Origin of the sequence: Actinospineispora acaciae DSM 45401, assembly GCF_000620785.1 — a bacterium.
Taxonomy (GTDB): domain Bacteria; phylum Actinomycetota; class Actinomycetes; order Mycobacteriales; family Pseudonocardiaceae; genus Pseudonocardia; species Pseudonocardia acaciae.
In genome coordinates this window covers 40,503-56,801 of record NZ_JIAI01000006.1, presented here as the reverse complement: position 1 = coordinate 56,801, position 16,299 = coordinate 40,503, and the positions used below count along the sequence as shown (strand labels likewise).

At 70.0% G+C, this 16,299-nt stretch carries 17 protein-coding genes and 5 tRNA genes; 6 read left to right on the top strand and 16 right to left on the bottom strand.

What is annotated here, in order from left to right; translation table 11 throughout:
- Positions 1 to 14 precede the first annotated feature (14 nt).
- The 9 genes from N912_RS0125815 to N912_RS0125775 all read right to left on the bottom strand — a co-directional run bounded on the left by N912_RS0125815 (position 15) and on the right by N912_RS0125775 (position 3,922).
- On the bottom strand, positions 15 to 500 hold the full coding sequence (locus tag N912_RS0125815) for a cupin domain-containing protein (protein ID WP_028924666.1): 486 nt from the start codon (positions 498 to 500) through the stop codon (positions 15 to 17).
- Positions 501 to 595: 95 nt separating this feature from the next.
- Positions 596 to 1,357 carry an SDR family NAD(P)-dependent oxidoreductase gene (locus N912_RS0125810; protein ID WP_028924665.1) on the bottom strand — a complete coding sequence of 254 codons (762 nt, stop codon included), beginning with the start codon at positions 1,355 to 1,357 and terminating at the stop codon, positions 596 to 598.
- Between the two features lie 56 nt (positions 1,358 to 1,413).
- Positions 1,414 to 1,995 (bottom strand): TetR/AcrR family transcriptional regulator, encoded by a 582-nt coding sequence (locus N912_RS0125805; protein ID WP_028924664.1) that lies wholly within the window; start codon positions 1,993 to 1,995, stop codon positions 1,414 to 1,416.
- Between the two features lie 77 nt (positions 1,996 to 2,072).
- Positions 2,073 to 2,147 (bottom strand) — tRNA-Lys (locus N912_RS0125800).
- 1 nt (position 2,148) lies between these two features.
- Positions 2,149 to 2,223, bottom strand: a tRNA-Ile gene (locus N912_RS0125795).
- Between the two features lie 4 nt (positions 2,224 to 2,227).
- Positions 2,228 to 2,301: transfer RNA gene (locus tag N912_RS0125790), tRNA-Leu, on the bottom strand.
- Between the two features lie 9 nt (positions 2,302 to 2,310).
- Positions 2,311 to 2,381, bottom strand: a tRNA-Glu gene (locus tag N912_RS0125785).
- A gap of 82 nt (positions 2,382 to 2,463) precedes the next feature.
- A tRNA-Arg gene (locus N912_RS0125780) sits at positions 2,464 to 2,537 on the bottom strand.
- 608 nt (positions 2,538 to 3,145) lie between these two features.
- Entirely contained in the window at positions 3,146 to 3,922 is a 777-nt protein-coding gene (locus N912_RS0125775) for an IclR family transcriptional regulator (protein WP_028924663.1), read from the bottom strand.
- 131 nt (positions 3,923 to 4,053) lie between these two features.
- On the opposite strand from N912_RS0125775, the gene N912_RS54620 reads away from it, so the two are divergent.
- Genes N912_RS54620 through N912_RS0125755 form a run of 4 tightly spaced genes read left to right on the top strand, consistent with a single transcriptional unit; the run spans position 4,054 to position 8,511 of the window.
- Positions 4,054 to 5,103, top strand: a complete 1,050-nt coding sequence (locus N912_RS54620; protein ID WP_051580789.1) for a substrate-binding domain-containing protein — start codon at positions 4,054 to 4,056, stop codon at positions 5,101 to 5,103.
- 3 nt (positions 5,104 to 5,106) lie between these two features.
- Positions 5,107 to 6,621, top strand: a complete 1,515-nt coding sequence (locus tag N912_RS0125765; protein WP_028924662.1) for a sugar ABC transporter ATP-binding protein — start codon at positions 5,107 to 5,109, stop codon at positions 6,619 to 6,621.
- Positions 6,614 to 7,561 (top strand): ABC transporter permease, encoded by a 948-nt coding sequence (locus tag N912_RS0125760; RefSeq protein ID WP_028924661.1) that lies wholly within the window; start codon positions 6,614 to 6,616, stop codon positions 7,559 to 7,561. Before N912_RS0125765 ends, N912_RS0125760 begins: the two co-directional genes overlap by 8 nt.
- Positions 7,558 to 8,511, top strand: coding sequence for an ABC transporter permease (locus N912_RS0125755; RefSeq protein ID WP_051580784.1), 954 nt, complete (start codon positions 7,558 to 7,560; stop codon positions 8,509 to 8,511). Before N912_RS0125760 ends, N912_RS0125755 begins: the two co-directional genes overlap by 4 nt.
- A gap of 300 nt (positions 8,512 to 8,811) precedes the next feature.
- Here the strand turns inward: N912_RS0125755 and N912_RS0125750 are convergent, their stop codons facing one another.
- A complete protein-coding gene (locus N912_RS0125750; protein WP_028924659.1) occupies positions 8,812 to 10,185 on the bottom strand; it encodes a hypothetical protein in 1,374 nt (457 codons plus the stop codon).
- Between the two features lie 110 nt (positions 10,186 to 10,295).
- Here N912_RS0125750 and N912_RS63750 point away from each other — a divergent pair, with 110 nt between their 5' ends.
- Entirely contained in the window at positions 10,296 to 10,469 is a 174-nt protein-coding gene (locus N912_RS63750; RefSeq protein WP_156994017.1) for a hypothetical protein, read from the top strand.
- Positions 10,466 to 10,735: a hypothetical protein gene (locus tag N912_RS0125740; RefSeq protein WP_028924658.1), complete on the top strand. Its 270-nt coding sequence runs from the start codon at positions 10,466 to 10,468 to the stop codon at positions 10,733 to 10,735. Before N912_RS63750 ends, N912_RS0125740 begins: the two co-directional genes overlap by 4 nt.
- Positions 10,736 to 10,749: 14 nt before the next feature.
- Here the strand turns inward: N912_RS0125740 and N912_RS0125735 are convergent, their stop codons facing one another.
- From N912_RS0125735 to N912_RS54615, 6 genes are all read right to left on the bottom strand, one after another.
- Positions 10,750 to 11,193, bottom strand: coding sequence for an ester cyclase (locus N912_RS0125735; RefSeq protein WP_028924657.1), 444 nt, complete (start codon positions 11,191 to 11,193; stop codon positions 10,750 to 10,752).
- A gap of 69 nt (positions 11,194 to 11,262) precedes the next feature.
- A complete protein-coding gene (locus N912_RS0125730) occupies positions 11,263 to 12,573 on the bottom strand; it encodes an MFS transporter (RefSeq protein ID WP_051580783.1) in 1,311 nt (436 codons plus the stop codon).
- A 13-nt stretch (positions 12,574 to 12,586) separates the two neighbouring features.
- Positions 12,587 to 13,429, bottom strand: coding sequence for an ABC transporter permease (locus tag N912_RS0125725; protein ID WP_037066635.1), 843 nt, complete (start codon positions 13,427 to 13,429; stop codon positions 12,587 to 12,589).
- Positions 13,380 to 14,192, bottom strand: a complete 813-nt coding sequence (locus N912_RS0125720) for an ABC transporter ATP-binding protein (protein ID WP_028924654.1) — start codon at positions 14,190 to 14,192, stop codon at positions 13,380 to 13,382. Before N912_RS0125720 ends, N912_RS0125725 begins: the two co-directional genes overlap by 50 nt.
- Before the next feature lie 28 nt (positions 14,193 to 14,220).
- Positions 14,221 to 15,324, bottom strand: a complete 1,104-nt coding sequence (locus N912_RS0125715) for an ABC transporter substrate-binding protein (RefSeq protein ID WP_028924653.1) — start codon at positions 15,322 to 15,324, stop codon at positions 14,221 to 14,223.
- A 162-nt stretch (positions 15,325 to 15,486) separates the two neighbouring features.
- The gene (locus tag N912_RS54615) at positions 15,487 to 16,155 is read right to left on the bottom strand and encodes a GntR family transcriptional regulator (RefSeq protein ID WP_084211219.1); all 669 of its coding nucleotides are present in this window, start codon (positions 16,153 to 16,155) and stop codon (positions 15,487 to 15,489) included.
- Between the last annotated feature and the right edge of the window lie 144 nt (positions 16,156 to 16,299).

Sequence of the window (16,299 nt, the reverse complement as noted above, 5' to 3'; positions counted from 1 at the left end):
CGGCGGCAGTCTAGTCAGTCAAGGCGGTAGGTGTCGTGCCTGAGGAGGAACTCCAACACTTCCTCCTCGGTCATCCCTGGAACCTTGGGAATTCCTTCGAAGTAGTCCTCCCTCGGGGCGCCGGGAGAGAAGTGCAGCAGCATCGAGGCCGGCGCGCCGGACTCGTTGCGAAAAGCATGGACGCCGCCCTCAGGCACATGGACGAAGTCACCCGGCTCGGTATCGATCCATCGCTCCCCGTCGTAGATCCGAACCGATCCGTCCAAGATATAGAACGACTCCGAGATGCTCCGATGGAAGTGTGGCCCCGGACCGCTCGGCTCGGAGCTCATCTCCCAACGGTAAAGCCCGAAATGACCGTTGGTGGTGGCGCCGGTCGCCAAGTAGTGAACTCTCGTTCCGTCCGATGGGTTGACGAACTCCGGCGAACGCCCGGCGGGCAGGTAGACGGCGGAGTGCTCGCCCTTCTCGCCGAGGTAGCGCGGCTCGGGATAGCTCAAATCTGCTCGTTCCCTTCACGTCGTCCGCACACGCATGATCGCGACGCTACCACAACACATCGACGTCTAACACTTAGATGTCGATCCTGCACGCGTCAGGCGGTGGCGCCGCCATCGACGACGAGGTCGTGGCCCACCACGAAGCTGGAGTCGTCGGAGGCCAGCCAGAGCACGGCGGCGGCGACCTCGGCGGGGTCGCTCACCCGTCCGGCGGGGACGGCGGCCTTGACGCGGGCGTCGCGGTCGGCCGAGGTTTCGCCGGGCCGGTAGGACATGGGGGTGTCGCTGGCGCCGGGACTGACGGCGTTGATGCGGATCCCGTCGCCGATGTGGTCGCGGGCGGCGGTCTGGGTGAGCACGCTGACGGCGCCCTTGGACGCGGCGTAGGCGGCCAGGCCGGGGCGGCGGCCGTGCGCGCCGATGTTGGAGGCCATGTTGATGATGACGCCGCCGCCGTGGGTGCGCATGTGGGCGATCTCGTGCTTCATCGCCAGGAACACCCCCGTGAGATTGACGTTGAGCACCGCGGACCAGGTGTCCTCGTCGAGGTCGGCGAGCGGCGCGCCCTTGCCGAAGATCCCGGCGCTGTTGAAAGCCACGTCCAGCCCGCCGTGGCGGCGCACGACCTCGGCGACCATGGCCGCGACCTGGCCGCTGTCGGTGACATCCGCGGCCACCCAGTCGATCCCGCCCTCGCCCGGTCGCAGGCGGGCCGCGGCCGCGGCGAGCCTGTCCGGGTTGTGGCCGGTCAGCACCACGGTTGCGCCACGGTCGGCGAAGGCCTGCGCGGTGACGCCGGCGATCACGCCGGAGCCACCGGTGATCAGCACGATCTTGTCGTCGAAACGCGCGGTCATGTCAGGTCCCCTCGATACGATTTTCTAGACCACTTAGTCTCGAATATAGTCTGACGTCAGCGCAACGCCGAGACCGCCACCTCGGCCGAGTCCCGCAACCGCGCCCCGGGGTCGGGGGTGCGTTCGAGCACCCGCACGCCTTGGAAGTACACCAACAGGAACCGCGCCAGCGCCCGAGGGTCCGCCTCCGCCGACAGCTCGCCCTGCGCCTTGGCCCGCAACAACGCCGAGGTCAGCGCCGCCTCCAGGTTCGCCCAGCTGCTCTCGACCAGCCGTGCCACGCCCGGGTCGCGGGCGGCCAGCTCCACGGCACTGTTGACCACCATGCAGCCCAGCCGCCGACCGCCCTCGGCCGCCTCGGTCGCATAGCGCCTCACCAGCGACTCCACCGCCGGCAGCACCGGCCCGGGCCGCGACAGGTCGGCGATGATCCGCGAATCGGTGTCGTCCAGGTACCGCCGCAGCGCCTTGGCATAGAGCTCCCGCTTGTTGCCGAAGGTCGCGTAGATGCTCGCCCTGGCGACCCCCAGATGCTCCACCAGGTCGGCCATCGACGTCGCCTCGTACCCGCGCCGCCAGAACAGCTCCAGCGCCTGGCGCAGCACCGCGTCCGGGTCGAACTCCTTCGCCCTCGCCATGCCGAGACACTACATCTATCGAGACCGAACGGTCACAAATGAGGCCGAGCCCTCGGTTCGCGCGATGCGTCAGTGAGTGGGCCGCCGGGGACTCGAACCCCGAACCCGCCGGGTAAGAGCCGGCTGCTCTGAACCTGTTGAGCTAGCGACCCGTGGTCGAGGTGCCAGGAGTCGAACCTGGTCCGTCGCCTCATCAGGGCGCCGCACAGACCGCCATGCTCCACCTCGCCGGTGCCCCCGCCAGGAGTCGAACCTGGACTACACGCGTTCTGAGCGCGCCGCCTCTGCCAGTTGGGCTACGAGGGCCGGTGTACGTAGCGCGTGCGGGAGTCGAACCCGCGTCACCGGAGTGAGGGTCCGGTGTCCTGCCGTTGGACCAACGCGCCGTGGTCGGATGCCCGCGAGTCGAACGCGGTGTGTCCTGATCCCAAATCAGGTGGGTTGCCGTCTCCCTCGCATCCGGTGCAGCACCCCCGCCAGGAGTCGAACCCGGATCCCTGCCGTTCGTAGCGGCAGACTCTGTCCTGTTGAGCTACGGAGGTCTGGAGGGGCCGCCCCCGGCGCCGGGCGGGGACCACGTGTCCCGCTCGCCCGGCGCCGGGGTGGGCCGCGTCGTCACGCGGCCCGAATCGCCCGCCTCCGGCGAACCTCGGCGCGGCGTGCGCGGGGCCGGTTGGCGGGCGAATTGTCTGCTCCGATATGTAATTGTCAACGACATACCGCACCGGCAGCCCCAGCAATCGCTTACGGCCATTGTTTCGGGCATGCCGGTGTTTTAAGCGGAGGGTAATCCGCGAATCGCCTCCGGCGATCAAACCGCCTGATCCAGGCGCTCGGACGAGCCTCCGGCCCACCCTCGCGCCAGGAGCGCGGATGACCCTCCGCACAAAAAGCCGCCCGGATCGGTTTCCCGATGGGCGGCTCCCCTACGTCACGTCGTACGACGTCACGGTGGAGAGCCTGAGCTGGGCTCCTGCAGTTCGATCTTCAGGATTCGGAGGCCGCCCGACGGGCACGCAACGGCGGCCGCGATGCCGCGGAAACGGCTCCACATGCTCGTCATAACGTCCTCCTCGCTGTCCGTTCCATCATCACCGACCGCGCGCGGCGCGTCAATCCCCTTTTCCCGAGAATTCGTCGCCGAATTCGACTAACGGGTGGCGCCGAGCCGCCGGGAGATGTCGGCGGCGGCGGCGAGCACGAGCCGGCCCAGCTCACCGACCCGCTCCCTGGTCACCCGCGTGGCCGGGCCGGAGACGCTCACCGCGCAGGTGGCCGCGCCGGTGTGGTCGAAGATCGGCGCCCCGACGCACCGGATGTCCGGCTCGTTCTCGATCTCGTCGACGGCGTAGCCGTGCTCGCGGACGGTGGTCAGTTCGGCGCGGAGTCCGACCTCCGTGGTGTGCGTGTTGGGCGTACGCGGCGGCATGCCGCGTTCGACCACGCTCCGCACGGCGTCCTCGCCCGCGTGGGCGAGCATCGCCTTGCCGACGGCGGTGCAGTACGCGGGCTGGCGCACGCCGATCCGCGAGTACATCCGCACGGGTTGCGGGGTGTCCACCTTGTCGACGTACACCACGTCCGGCAGGTCGGCGATCACCAGGTGCGCGGTCTCGCCGGTGTCGGCCATCAGGCCGTGCAGCACGTCCTGGGCGACCGCGCGCAGGTCCAGGCGCTCCAGGTAGGCCTGTCCGAGCTGCGCGGTGCGCCAGCCCAGGCGGTAGCGGCCGGTCTCGCCGTCCTGTTCGACCAGGCGGGCGTCCCGCAGCGGCGCGAGCAGCCGCAGCAGCGTGCTCTTGTTCAGCTCCAGCACGGACGCCAGCTCGGTGAGCGTGCTCCCCCGAGGGTGGCCGGCGTCGGCGCCCAGGTGCAGCAGGATGCCCAGCGCGCGCCGCAGCGAGGCCGAGTTGTTGCGCGCGGCCGTCATCGGCTAGCCGGTCGGTTCGGGAGGTGTTGACATCGCGGCGAGCATCCCATTAGCGTCCCTTCATTGCAACACTGACTTTTGCAGTGCAAAATACAGGACGCGTCCTCCGTCACCGCTGACAGGAGAGCTCGATGCTCGCACGCCTCGCCCGAGCCGCGGCGGTCATCGCCGCGACCGCCGCGCTCCTCGCCGCCACCGCCTGCGATGTGCAGCCCGCCCAGTCTCCCGGTGGAGGGTCCACCAACAAGGCGCTCAAGGTCGGCTGGTCGACGATCTACCTCACCCCGTCCTGGATGCAGGAGACCGAGGCGATGCTGCGCCGGGACGTCGACCGGCTGACCCAGGCCGGCAAGATCGCCAGCTACCAGACGTTCAATGCCAACGGCGACACCTCGCAGCAGATCGCCCAGATCCAGGCCATGATCCAGCAGCAGTACGACGTGATCCTGGTCGACGCCGGCTCGTCCACCGCGCTCAACCCGGTGCTGGAGCGGGCCGTCGGGCAGGGCATCACGGTGGTCAACTTCGACAGCCTGGTCACCTCGAACCAGGTGATCAAGGTGAACACCGACCAGCACGAGTGGGGCCGGATGCTCGCCCAGTGGCTGGCGGACAGGATCGGCGGGAACGGCGAGATCATCGCGATGAACGGCCCGGCCGGGGTCGCGGTGGCCGAGGACCGCTGGGCCGGCGCCCGCGAGGTGTTCGCCAGGTACCCGGGCATCAAGGTCGCCGCGAACGTCAACAGCGAGTACAACCTGGCGCCGGCCGCGCAGGCGTTCGCGTCCGCGTACTCCGCGCACCCGGGCATCGCCGGCGTGTTCTCCCAGGGCGGCACGCTGTCCCAGGCGGCGCTGCGCACGATCGTCCAGCAGAACGCCAAGATCGTGCCGATCACCGGCGAGAACTACAACGGGTTCCTCAAGCTCTGGCAGCAGCAGCTGCCGAAGGGCTTCAGCTCGCTGTCCACCGCGCAGCCCAACTACCTCGCGGTGATCGCGCTGCAGGCCGGGGTGGCGAAGGCCGGCGGCGGCTCGGTGCGCAAGGACATCGTGGTGCCGCTGCCGAAGATCGACGACGGGAACGTCGGCCAGTGGGTCGAGGCCGACCAGGGCGACGACTCGTACGCCATCAAGCCCATCGCCCAGGGCGACATCGACCGGCTGATCCAGGGCGGCTGAGGCGTGACCGACCCGGCCGTGCTGCTCGACGTGGATCGGGTGACGAAGTCCTACGCCGGCATCGCGGTGCTGCGCGAGGCGAGCTTCGAGGTGCGTCGGGGCGAGGTGCTGGGGCTGGTCGGCGAGAACGGCGCGGGCAAGAGCACGGCGCTCAACGTGATCACCGGGATCACCGCGCCGGACTCCGGCCGGGTGTCCCTGGACGGGCGGACCGTCACCGGCTGGAACCCGCACCAGGCGCGGGCCGCCGGGGTCGGCTCGGTGCAGCAGGAGCTGAGCCTGAACCCGCACCAGACGGTCGCCGAGAACGTGTTCCTGGGCGGCTGGCCGAGCCGGCGCGGGCTGGTGCGACGGCGCGAGCTGGCGGCGCGGGCGCGACCGCTGCTGGAGCGGGTGGGGCTGGCCGTGGACCCGCTGGTGCCGGTGGGCGAGCTGTCGCTGGCGCGGCGCCAGCTGGTCGAGCTGGCCAAGGCGCTGGCCGGCGACCCGTCGCTGCTGATCCTGGACGAGGCCACCTCCGCGCTGGACGACAGCCAGGTCGAGGCGCTGTTCAAGGTGGTGCGCGAGCTGCGCGACGGCGGCCGCTCAGTGATCATCGTGAGCCATCGGCTGGACGAGCTGTTCGCCGTGTGCGACAGGCTCACCGTGCTCAAGGACGGCGAACTGGTCGCCACCCGCCGGCGTGACGAGACCGACCAGGACGACCTAGTCCGGCTCATGATCGGCCGGGAGCTGGCGGCGCTGTTCCCGGCCAAGTCCAGCGGGCCGCCGCTCGGGCCGGGGTTGCGGGCGTCCGGGCTGACCACGACCGGGGCTTTCGAGAACGTCGACCTGGACGTGCCGGCCGGGCGGATCGTCGGGCTGGGCGGGCTGGCCGGCCAGGGCCAGCGCGAGGTGCTGCGGGCGCTGTTCGGGCTGCGCCGGCATTCCGGGCGGATCGAGATCGACGGCAAGGCCTGCCGGATCGGCGGGCCCGGGGCGGCCATCCGGCGCGGGGTGGCGTACGTGCCGGAGGACCGCAAGCTCGAAGGCCTGCACACCGCGCAGAGCATCCGGGGCAACCTCACGCTGCCGTCGGTGCGCGCGCTCACCCCCGCCCGGCGGCTGTTCACGGTGAGCCGGTCCGCCGAGGAGCGGATGGCCGCCGGGCTGGTCGACCGGCTGCGGATCACGGCGCGCGGGCTCGGGCAGGAGGCCCGGCGGCTGTCCGGGGGCAACCAGCAGAAGGTCGCGCTGGCCCGCTGGCTGCCGACCCAACCGTCCGTACTCCTGCTCAACGAGCCGACCAGGGGCATCGACGTCGGCACCAAGCGGGAGATCTACCACCTGCTGCGCTCGCTGGCCGACGCCGGGCTTGCCGTGCTGGTGACCTCCACCGACACCATGGAGCTGGTCGGGCTGTGTGACGAGGTGCTGGTGATGTACGAGGGGCGGGTGGTACGGAGTTTGGCCGGTGACGAGGTGACCGAACAGGACCTGGTGCACGCCTCGGTGACCGGCGGTGCGGCGCATGTCTGACCTGGTCACCGCCCGGCGGCGGCCGCACCTGGACGTGGTCGGCCTCGGCGCGCTGCTGCTGGTGCTGCTGGTCGTGTACGCGCAGCTCGCGCCCGGCCTGCTCAGGCTGGGCTCGATCACCGTGTTGTCCGCGCAGTTCCTGCCGCTCGTGCTCGCCGCCACCGCCCAGACCGCGATCATGCTGGTCGGCGGGGTGGACCTGTCGCTGGGCACGGTGGTCGCCTTGGCCATGGCGACGTTCGCGGTCACCGCCGACCCGGTCGGTGTCGTCCCGGCTGTGCTGCTGGCGCTGGCCGCCGGGGTGGCCGCGAGCGGCATCAACGGCGCGCTGGTGGCCTTCGCCGGGCTGCCGCCGATCATCGTGACGCTGGCCGCCTCGTTCCTCTGGGGCGGCGTCACGCTGCTCGTGCTGCCCCGCCCGGGCGGGCACGTGCCGGACGGTCTGGTGCGGGCGTACAACAACGGCTGGCACGGGGTCGCGCTGCCGCTGGTGGTCGGGGTGGTCGCGGGGCTGGCCTGGAAGCTGGCGAAGACGACGTGGTTCGGCCGGGCCATGTACGCGGTCGGCGGCAATGAGCAGGGGGCGTTCGCCAACGGGGTGAACACCCGGGCGGTGAAGATCGGCGTCTACGCGATGGCCGGGGCGTTCACCGGGCTGGCCGGGATCGCGCTGGCGCTGCAGGCCGGCTCGGCCGACGCGACGGTGGGCACCCCGTACACGCTGAACTCGATCACCGCCGCCGTGATCGGCGGGGCCAGCTTCTTCGGCGGCGTGGGCCAGCTTCGGGGCACCGTGCTGGGCGCGCTGATCCTGGGCGTGCTGACCAACCTGATGGTGTTCTCCGGGGTGTCCACGTTCTACCAGTTGATCTTGCAGGGCGTCGTGCTGATCGTCGCCATCGCGGTGAAGACACTGCTGACTCGTCGGGATGTCCGGTGAGCGCGTGGGTCGGCGTGGGGCGGCGCTGGGTGGCGGGGAACCGGACGGTGCTGCCGTTCCTGGCGTTGCTGCTGGTGTGGCTGGTCGCGGCGGCCACCACCGGCGGGTTCGCGAGCTGGGCCAAGACCGGGTACCTGATGCAGACCGCGTCCTACCTCGGCATCGTCGGCGTCGGGCAGACGCTGGTGGTGATGATGGGCGGCATCGACCTGTCGGTGTCCGGCGTGGTGTCGCTGGCCGCGGTGGTCTGCGCGCAGGTCGCCGGCGGGTACGGCGGTGGGGCGGGCATCGCGGCGGCGCTGCTGGCCTCGGCGGCGGTGGGGGCGGCGAACGCGTTCGGCATCCGCGCGCTGCGGCTGCCGCCGCTGGTGATGACGCTGGCCAGCGGCACGATCATCTCCGGCGCGCTGCTGGTGTACACCAACGGCGCGCCCCGGTCCGCCTCGGTCGGCGTGTTGACCAGCCTGGCGAACGACAGGGTGGCGGGGGTGCCGCTGGCGTTCCTGCTGTGGCTGGTCATCGGCGTGGTGTGCCTGTGGCTGCTGCACCTGTCCCGGCTGGGGCGCGAGGCCGTCGCGCTGGGGCTGTCGGTGCCGGCGTCGCGGATCTCCGGGGTGAGCGTGCCGGCCACCACGTACACCATGTACATCGGCTGTTCAGTGCTGGCCGGGGTGGCCGGGCTGGTGTTGTTCGGCTTCACCGGCACCAGCTCGCTGACCATGGGCGACCCGTACCAGCTTCAGTCGATCGCGGTGGTGGTGCTCGGCGGGACGTCGATCCTGGGCGGGCGGGGGCACGTGCTCGGTACCGTCGCCGGGGCGCTGATGCTCACCGTGCTGACCTCGATGCTGCAGGCCTGGAACCTCTCGCAGGCCGCCCAGCAGGTGTTCCTGGGCGTGCTCATCATCGGGCTGCTGCTGGTCTACGCCCGCGAGGGCCGCACCCGGTGACGCTGGACAGCTCGCTGTACGCGTTCGTCTCCGATCTGGACTCCGTGGACCGGGTGCTCGACCGGATCCCGGTCGCCGGCCTGACCGTCGCCGCCGCCTACCGCGCCGCCTGCCGTCCCGACCGCCCGTTACGCGTGCTGCTGCGCCCCGGCCACCCCGACACCGCCTCGGCCCGTGACCTATCCGCCAAGGTCACCGCCGTGCGCCCCCACGCCCACGCCGTCGACTTCTACCACTACGGCCTCAACACCTGGCCCGATCTGGACCGGATCGTTCCCCGCCCTGGCCGGTTAAGCCGAACTACGCTGACGACGTCACCAGCGCGCGCACCTCACGCACCGCGGGAAGCCGCGCCGCCCGCTCGGGCAGTTTGTCCAAAGCAAAACTGACGGAGCTACGCATGTGCCCATTTCGCAGGCTCGGTGGGATCGACTGGAACACCTCACCAACGTGACGAGCGCCCTGCACTACATCGCCAGAAACGATCATACATGCGGCTTGGTGGCACTTGATTTGTATCGTCGCCTCAGAATAAGGAGAGACAGAGAACGCCAAAGCATCTCCCTGGGCCGCCGTAGCGGCGCGGGTATTCCCCGTGTAGGAGTACACGAAGCTTCGTGCGTTGTGCAGCTTGTGCTCCGGCCATCCCCAGGTACTTCTGTCAGAACGAACGGTGTCGTCAAGTCCGTCGAAGAGGCGTTCAAGATCTGAAAGGGCGGAATAGGCACCTGCCCGGTCGCCTTCGAGCGCGAGAATTTGCGCGCGCGCCGCCAAGGCGTTCGCCGCGCCCGAAGACGGTTTTCCGCCCGCCCTGGCGAGTACCTCGTTGGCGATGCCCAGCGCCGAGTTCTGGCTCACCGGGCCGTATATGTTCAAGATCGCCCGCCGCCCCCCGAGGAGACAGCTCAACCCGCCGTGATCGGCGCTCGCCGATGAAGCCTGACGGGCGGTGCGCCAGTACGCCGTGGCGTCGCTCCAGTGCCCGCCGCTGGAAAGCGCGATTGCCGCAAGTCCGCTCAGCCTGGCAGCGACGTCGGCGAGTCGGGGCCGCAGGCCCTCGTTGGCCGTCTCGATGTGCGTCCGAACCTCGTCCAGGTCCGCGATCAAGCGAGGAAGCAGGCTGCTCCGCAGGCCCGCCTTGGAGGTCAGGCCCGCGTACTCGTGAACTGTCCGCTCCCACTCCTCGACGGTGTCGCCGGTGCTCGGGAGACCCAGGGTGACGCCAAGGCCGCGGCGAATCGACTCCGCCCCGAGGAAGGCGCCCCCGACGGCCAGCACGCCGCCGAATGCTCGTCTGTCCACGTCGTCCTCCTCCCCCGACGTGTCAGGCAGGAGAACCCGCTGATCAGCCCGCACGCCGAGCAAAGCCGAAGGTCGCGACCAGTCTGCATCCCGCCCGTCCCCCACGCCACATGCTGGAGCCCGTAACAACTCCTGGATCGGCCGGCCGAACTGGCGTTCCAGCACTCGTACGGTCGCGCGGTACGGCCGAGGAACCTCTCCGGCGGCGATGCGCCGAAGCTGCCGCTCGGACAGCGAGGTCATCCGGTACCCGCCAGGTCCACGGGCGATCTCCTCGGCGAGCAGGTTGAACCGCGCCGCGGCCTCGGGCCAGGTGAACTCCTCGGCGATCAACTGTTCCAGGACGGTGCGGGGCTGCTCGCCGGCTGACACTGCCGATCTCCTCAAGGTCCGCCCTGGTCACAGGGGACTTCGCGCAATGTCTCAAGAGGACACACATAGTCCCACAAGGTGGTCGAGACGTCACGGTCGCCTGGAATTTGATGATCAACGTGTCTCGACGCCACCGCACCCGCGACTACGGCCTCCCCACGCTCGGCGACTTCGGACGCTTCTACCTGGCCCGCTGGCGAGGCAACCGCACGCTTCGACGCCGCCGCGAGCACCCACGCCCGGCGGCACAGGCCGTGATGCTGAAGGCGGTCAGGCCGTCATGACCGACGTGGACGGCTACACCGAGTGGGCCGACGACCCCACCAGCAACGAACAGCTCGCAACGGTGATCGCCGGACAGGGCCGGTTGTTCGCCGCCGCCCTGCGCGACACGCACGCCCAGTGCCCGGACGGCTCCTGCGCGTACGTCCGTTGCCACCGTCCCTGGCCGTGCCCCGCCCGCCGACGCGCGCTGCGCGCGCTGGCAATCCTCGACGAACTGGAGGAACGCCACGCGCGACAGCGGCGCGCCAGCACAGGCGAACGATAACCAGACGCGGATGGCTACGCGGCGCGGATCAGACCGAGCTGCCGCAGCACCGTCACACCGTCGTCGAGTCCGACCTCTTCGGTGATGAGTCCGTTCTCCACCTTCAGGATCGTGATTCCGGTGAATCGCATCGTCTTGCCAGTACCGGCCGGGAGCGCGCCGATCGGCATGTCGTCGAAAGCATCGCCGGTCTGGGTGCCGCCGCCTTCCCATTGGCCGACGACGTAGTCGCCCTCGGCGATCAGGTCGGCGGTTCCCCAGAAGTTGAGGTCGGGGAACGCCGCGCGGAACTTGGTGGCAAAAGCACGGACCTCGTCACGACCCCGGCACGGCGCGTGCAGCGAGTACTCGAACCGAATGTTGGGCGCGGCCAACTCGTCGATCACACCCGGGTTGAAGTCCTTTCCCCAGAACTCGGTGAACCACCGTCCGACGATGGCCTTGTTCCGTTCCGACATGATGTTCCTCCCGTTGTTGAAGCGGTCACGAGGGGAACACCGGCGGATCTGTCGCGGTTGCGGCCGGCGCTAGCGGCGCAGGTCGGTGTGGGCGGTCTCCGGGATGCGGATCACGGTGATCAGGGACACGAACGCCGCCACCATCAGCACGTAGCCGGGCGCGGCGGAGTCGCCGGTGCGGGCCAGCAACCAGGTGGACAGCAGCGGCACGGTGCCACCGAAGGCGGCCAGGGCCACGTTGTAGCCGATCGAGTAGCCGGTGACCCGCACCCGCGCGGGGAACAGCTCGGACAGCGTGGCCGGGAAGCACGAGTAGCAGCCCATGAGCACCCCGAACACCGCCAGCAGCGGGATGACCACCCCCGGCTCCCCGCCCGTGATCAGCTGGAACGCCGGATAGGTGAGCAGCACGAAGCCGGCGCAGGCGATCATCATGAGCGGGCGGCGGCCGTAGCGGTCGGACAGCCGGCCCATGATCAGGTCGGCGACGATGAAGACGATCAGCATGATCATGGTGGCCAGCATGGACAGGAACTCCGTCATGCCGGCCTCCTTCTTCAGGTAGGTCGGCAGGTAGGTCTGCATGCCGTACCGGCTGACCGAGGAGAACAGCACGATGAACAGCACGAACACGATCTGGCGCATGTTGTCGCGCAGGCTCGCCACCACCGGCGACGCGCTGACCTCGCCGGCCTCGCGCAGCTCCTCGAAACGCGGCGTCTCGGTCACCTTGACCCGCAGGTACAGCCCGATCAGGCCGATCGGGCCGGCCAGCAGGAACAGCGCCCGCCAGCCCCACGACTCCATGGCGCCGGCCGGGAGCACGACGCTGCACAGCGCGAGCAGGCCGGTGGTGAACACGCCGGCGAGGGTGACGCTGGCCGGCAGCCAGGCGGCGTAGGTGCCTCGGCGGCCGGCGGGGGCGTGCTCGGTGAGGAACACCGAGGCGTTGCCGTACTCGCCGCCGGCGGAGAAGCCCTGCGCGAGCCGCAGGACGATCAGCAGGATCGGCGAGAGCACGCCGATGCTCTGGTACGTGGGCAGCGCGCCGATGAGCATCGTGGACACGGAGATCAGCAGCACCAGGGTCACCAGCGTGCGGTGCCGGCCGTAGCGGTCGCTGAGGTGGCCGAACACGATCCCGCCCAGCGGCCTGATCAGGAAACCGATGGAGAACACCGCGAACGCCGAGATCAGCGCGACTGTCTTGTCCTGGTTCGGGAAGAACAGGCCGCTGATGGTCGGGGCCAGGTAGCCGAACAGCATGTAGTCGTACCATTCGGCGAAGTTGCCGACGACGGCCGCCGCAATGGCCTTGCGAGAACGGGCTCGCGCGGCGGCGTCATCAATAACGGCCGGTGATCCTGACTCCGTTGTCACGACACGATCTCCCCTAAATAGGCGTACCAGTGGTGTCCTCGGCCCAGAAGACGATGCGCCGTTCGGCGATCACCATGATCCGGTTGAACACGATTCCGATGACCATGAGCAGCACGATGCTGGCGAACACGCCCGCCACGTCGAACAGCGCCTTCTGCTGCACGAGCAGATATCCGAGCCCGGCGCGGGACCCGACGAACTCCGCGACGACCGCGCCGATCAGCGAGAAGATGATGCCCACGTGCAGCCCGGCGAAGATGTACGGCAGCGCGTTCGGCAGCCTGATGTAGCGGAAGACCTGCATTTTCGTCGCGCCCATGGCGCGCATCAGCTCGGCCTTCTCCCGTTCCCGGATGCGCATTCCGGCCAGCGTGTTCACCACCACCGGGAAGAAGGTGACTATCCCGACGACCACGATCTTTCCTGGCGCGTCGAAGCCGAACCACAGGATGACCAGCGGCGCGATGGCCACCTTCGGCGTCGCCTGGATGGCGTAGACCAGCGGCATGAGCACGGACTCCAGCCGGGGCAGGCTGCCCAGCAGGCCGCCGGTCGCGATGGCCACCACCGAGCTGAGCACGAAGCCGACCACGGTGGGCCAGACGGTGTCCCAGGTCGCGTCCAGGAACGAGCCGTCGCGGATGCCGCCGACCAGCGCGGCGAACACCTCCGAGGGCGCGGGCAGGATCAGCCGCGACACCGCGCCGGAGCGGGCCACCGCCTCGGCCGCCGCCAGCACGACCGCCACCACCGCGACGGTGAGCACCGGGTCGGGGACCCGGGGCCGGCGAGCCGCCGGCGGCCGCTCACTGCCCGCTGGCCTGGGCCTGCGGCTCGACTCCAGCGCCCGGCTCATGGCCACCCTCCTCCAGCTTGTCCCTGACCAGGGACTCGATCGTGCGGAACTCGGCGGACAGCTTGTCCCTGACGGAGCGGGGACGGGGCAGGTCGACGGGCACCTCGGCGACCACCCGCCCGGGCCGGCCGGACATCACGACGATGCGGTCGGACAGGAAGACCGCCTCGTCGATGTTGTGGGTCACGAACAGGACGGTCTTGGCCTGCTCGGTGTGCAGCCCCTGCAGCCGGGTGTTCAGGTCCTCCCGGGTGATCGCGTCCAGCGCGCCGAACGGCTCGTCCATCAGCAGGATCGCCGGGTCGTGCAGCAGCGCCCTGGCGATCGCCACCCGCTGCTGCATGCCGCCGCTGAGCTCGGTCGGGTACATCTGCTCGACCGCGTCCAGCCCGACCGCCGCCAGCAGCCGCCGGGCCCGCTCGGTCGCCTCGGCGCGGTCCAGGCCCAGCACGTCCGCGCTGAGCAGCACGTTGCGCAGCACCGTCCGCCAGGGCAGCATGACCGGGCTCTGGAACACCACGCCCAGGTTGCGGGGGGCCAGCTCGGCGCCGTCGGCGACCAGCTCGCCGTGCGTCACGTCGATGAGCCCGGCCACGATCTTGAGCAGGGTGGACTTGCCGCAGCCGCTGGGGCCGATCAGGCTGACGAACTCGCCGGCCCGCAGCGACAGCGAGACGTCCCGCAAAGCGGTGGTCGCCTCGCCGGAGCGGGTGCTGTACACCTTGGCGACCTCACGTAAGTGGAGCAGTCCGCGCTCACTCACCCGTCATCACTGTTCACGAAGTCCCCTTCTAGCGGTCGGTGTCGCGGTACTCCTGCGCCTGCTTGCGCACGGCGGCCGCGTCGAACTTGTTGATCTCCTCGAGGAGCTGCGGCGTCCACACCTCGCTCTCGGGCGGCACGGTGGGCAGCACCCCGCCGGAGCGCAGCAGGTTGCGCACGGCCTCGATCTGGGCGTCGGTGGCCCGGCCCCAGACGCCGTCAATCGCCTCACAGTTCGCCAGCCTGGCCTTGAGCACGGTGATGCCCTGCGCCATCGCCGCCTCCTCGGACAGGCCCTTCGGCTTCGACTCCGGGAAGAGCTTCCAGTGGATGCGCACCGCCGCCTCGGGGTTGGCCTGCGCGAACACCATGCCCTTCGCGATCCCCCTGCCCAGGCCGACCAGCGCCGCCCTGTCCTTGTCCAGCTGGGCGCGGGTGGTGGTGAGCACGGACATGAAGCCAAGGCCCTCCAGGTAGTCGGACGTGATCAGCCGCAGCGGCTGGCCGAGGCCGTTGATGACCGCGTTCGGCCCGTCCCAGAGCGCCAGCATGTCCACCCGGTGCTGGCGCAGCGCGGTCAGCGCCGGGGCGCCCTGGCCGACCGGGATGAACGTGACGGTGGTGGGGTCGGCGCCGTCGTTGGCCATCGCGGCCTTGACCAGGGACACCTGGGACGCCTCCAGCGCGGAGACCCCGATCAGGCGGCCGGCGAGGTCGGCCGGCCGGCGGATCGGGCTGTCCGGCAGCACGGCCAGCGTGGAGTAGTTGCGGGTGATGGCGGTGTAGAAGCCGACCATCGGCTGCTTGGCGCGCTTGGTGGCCTGCGCGGCGAACAGCGAGGAGGTGCTGAACATCGCGACGTCCGCCGCGCCGGCGTCCACCGCCTGGGCCGAGGCGCTGGCGCCCTCGAACCCGACGGTCCGCACGTTCAGCCCCTCCTCCTTCCAGTAGCCCATGGCCTGCGGGACGGAGACGAACGGCGACTCGTACGAGGTCATCGTCGTGGTGGAGACCCCGAATGTGAGGTGGCGCCCGCTGTCGCCGGAGCCGCAGCCGGCTAGCGTCGCGACCAGTAGCGCGGCCACCGAGACGAGCGGGACGATGACACCCCACCGGGTCGACCGTGATCGCATAGCGGTCCTCCGTCTTCGTCGACCCCCACTACATTCTATAGTATCCAGGTGTGTCAAGACTCACGCCCGCACACCCGCTCTGTACCTCGCACACGCGCTGAAGCAGGTGCGTGAGGCGCGAAGTGGATGTGCGAGCGGCAGTTCACGTTCGGACGCGGCAGGCTATAGAGTATTTTTGCGCAGGGCGACGGCGTGCAGGATGTGCTCGGTCATGCACCGGCGTGCATCGTAGGGGTCCCGCCGCCGCACGGCATCCAGGATCCGCTGGTGGTCGGCGAGCAGCGAGCGCGCGTTCTTGGCGTCCGTCCAGATCGTCATGGCCGGCGGGATGAACGACCACAGCGACGCGGCCTGCAGCGCGACCAGCGCCGACCCGGCCTCGTAGATGGCGAAGTGCAGGCTCCGGTTGAGCACCGACAGCCGGGAGCGGTCGTTCGCCGCCACCGCGTCGCGCAGCTCCCGGTGCGCGGCGTCGATGCGCTCCATCGCCGCGTCGTTCATCCGGTCCACCGCCAGCGCGGTGGCCAGCCCTTCGACCTCGGAGCGCAGCAGGTACAGGTCCTGGGTCTCGCCCGGCGACATGTCCTTGACGGTGGCGCCGCGGTGCGCGGTGTACTCCAGCACGCCCTCGGCCTCCAGCAGCCGGAACGCCTCCCGGACCGGGGTCGGGCTCACCCCGTAGCGGCGGGCCACGGCGGCCTGCCGCAGCGACTCCCCGGGCTGGACCACGCCCTCGGCGATCTCGCGGCGCAGCCGGTCCAGCACGTAGGCGGTCCTGCTCACCGGCGGGGCGTGCTCGTTCCCGGACAGGTGCGGCCCCGACGACGCCATCGTGGACTCCTCCCAGAATCCTGATCCGGTCGGCTAGCATATTCTATTTATCTGCGCATTCCGGAGGCCACGAGCGATCCGACGTCAAACCGATATCTTGCCTGGCGGAACACGGTTCGCTCAGCGAGACGGGAGCGGAGCGCG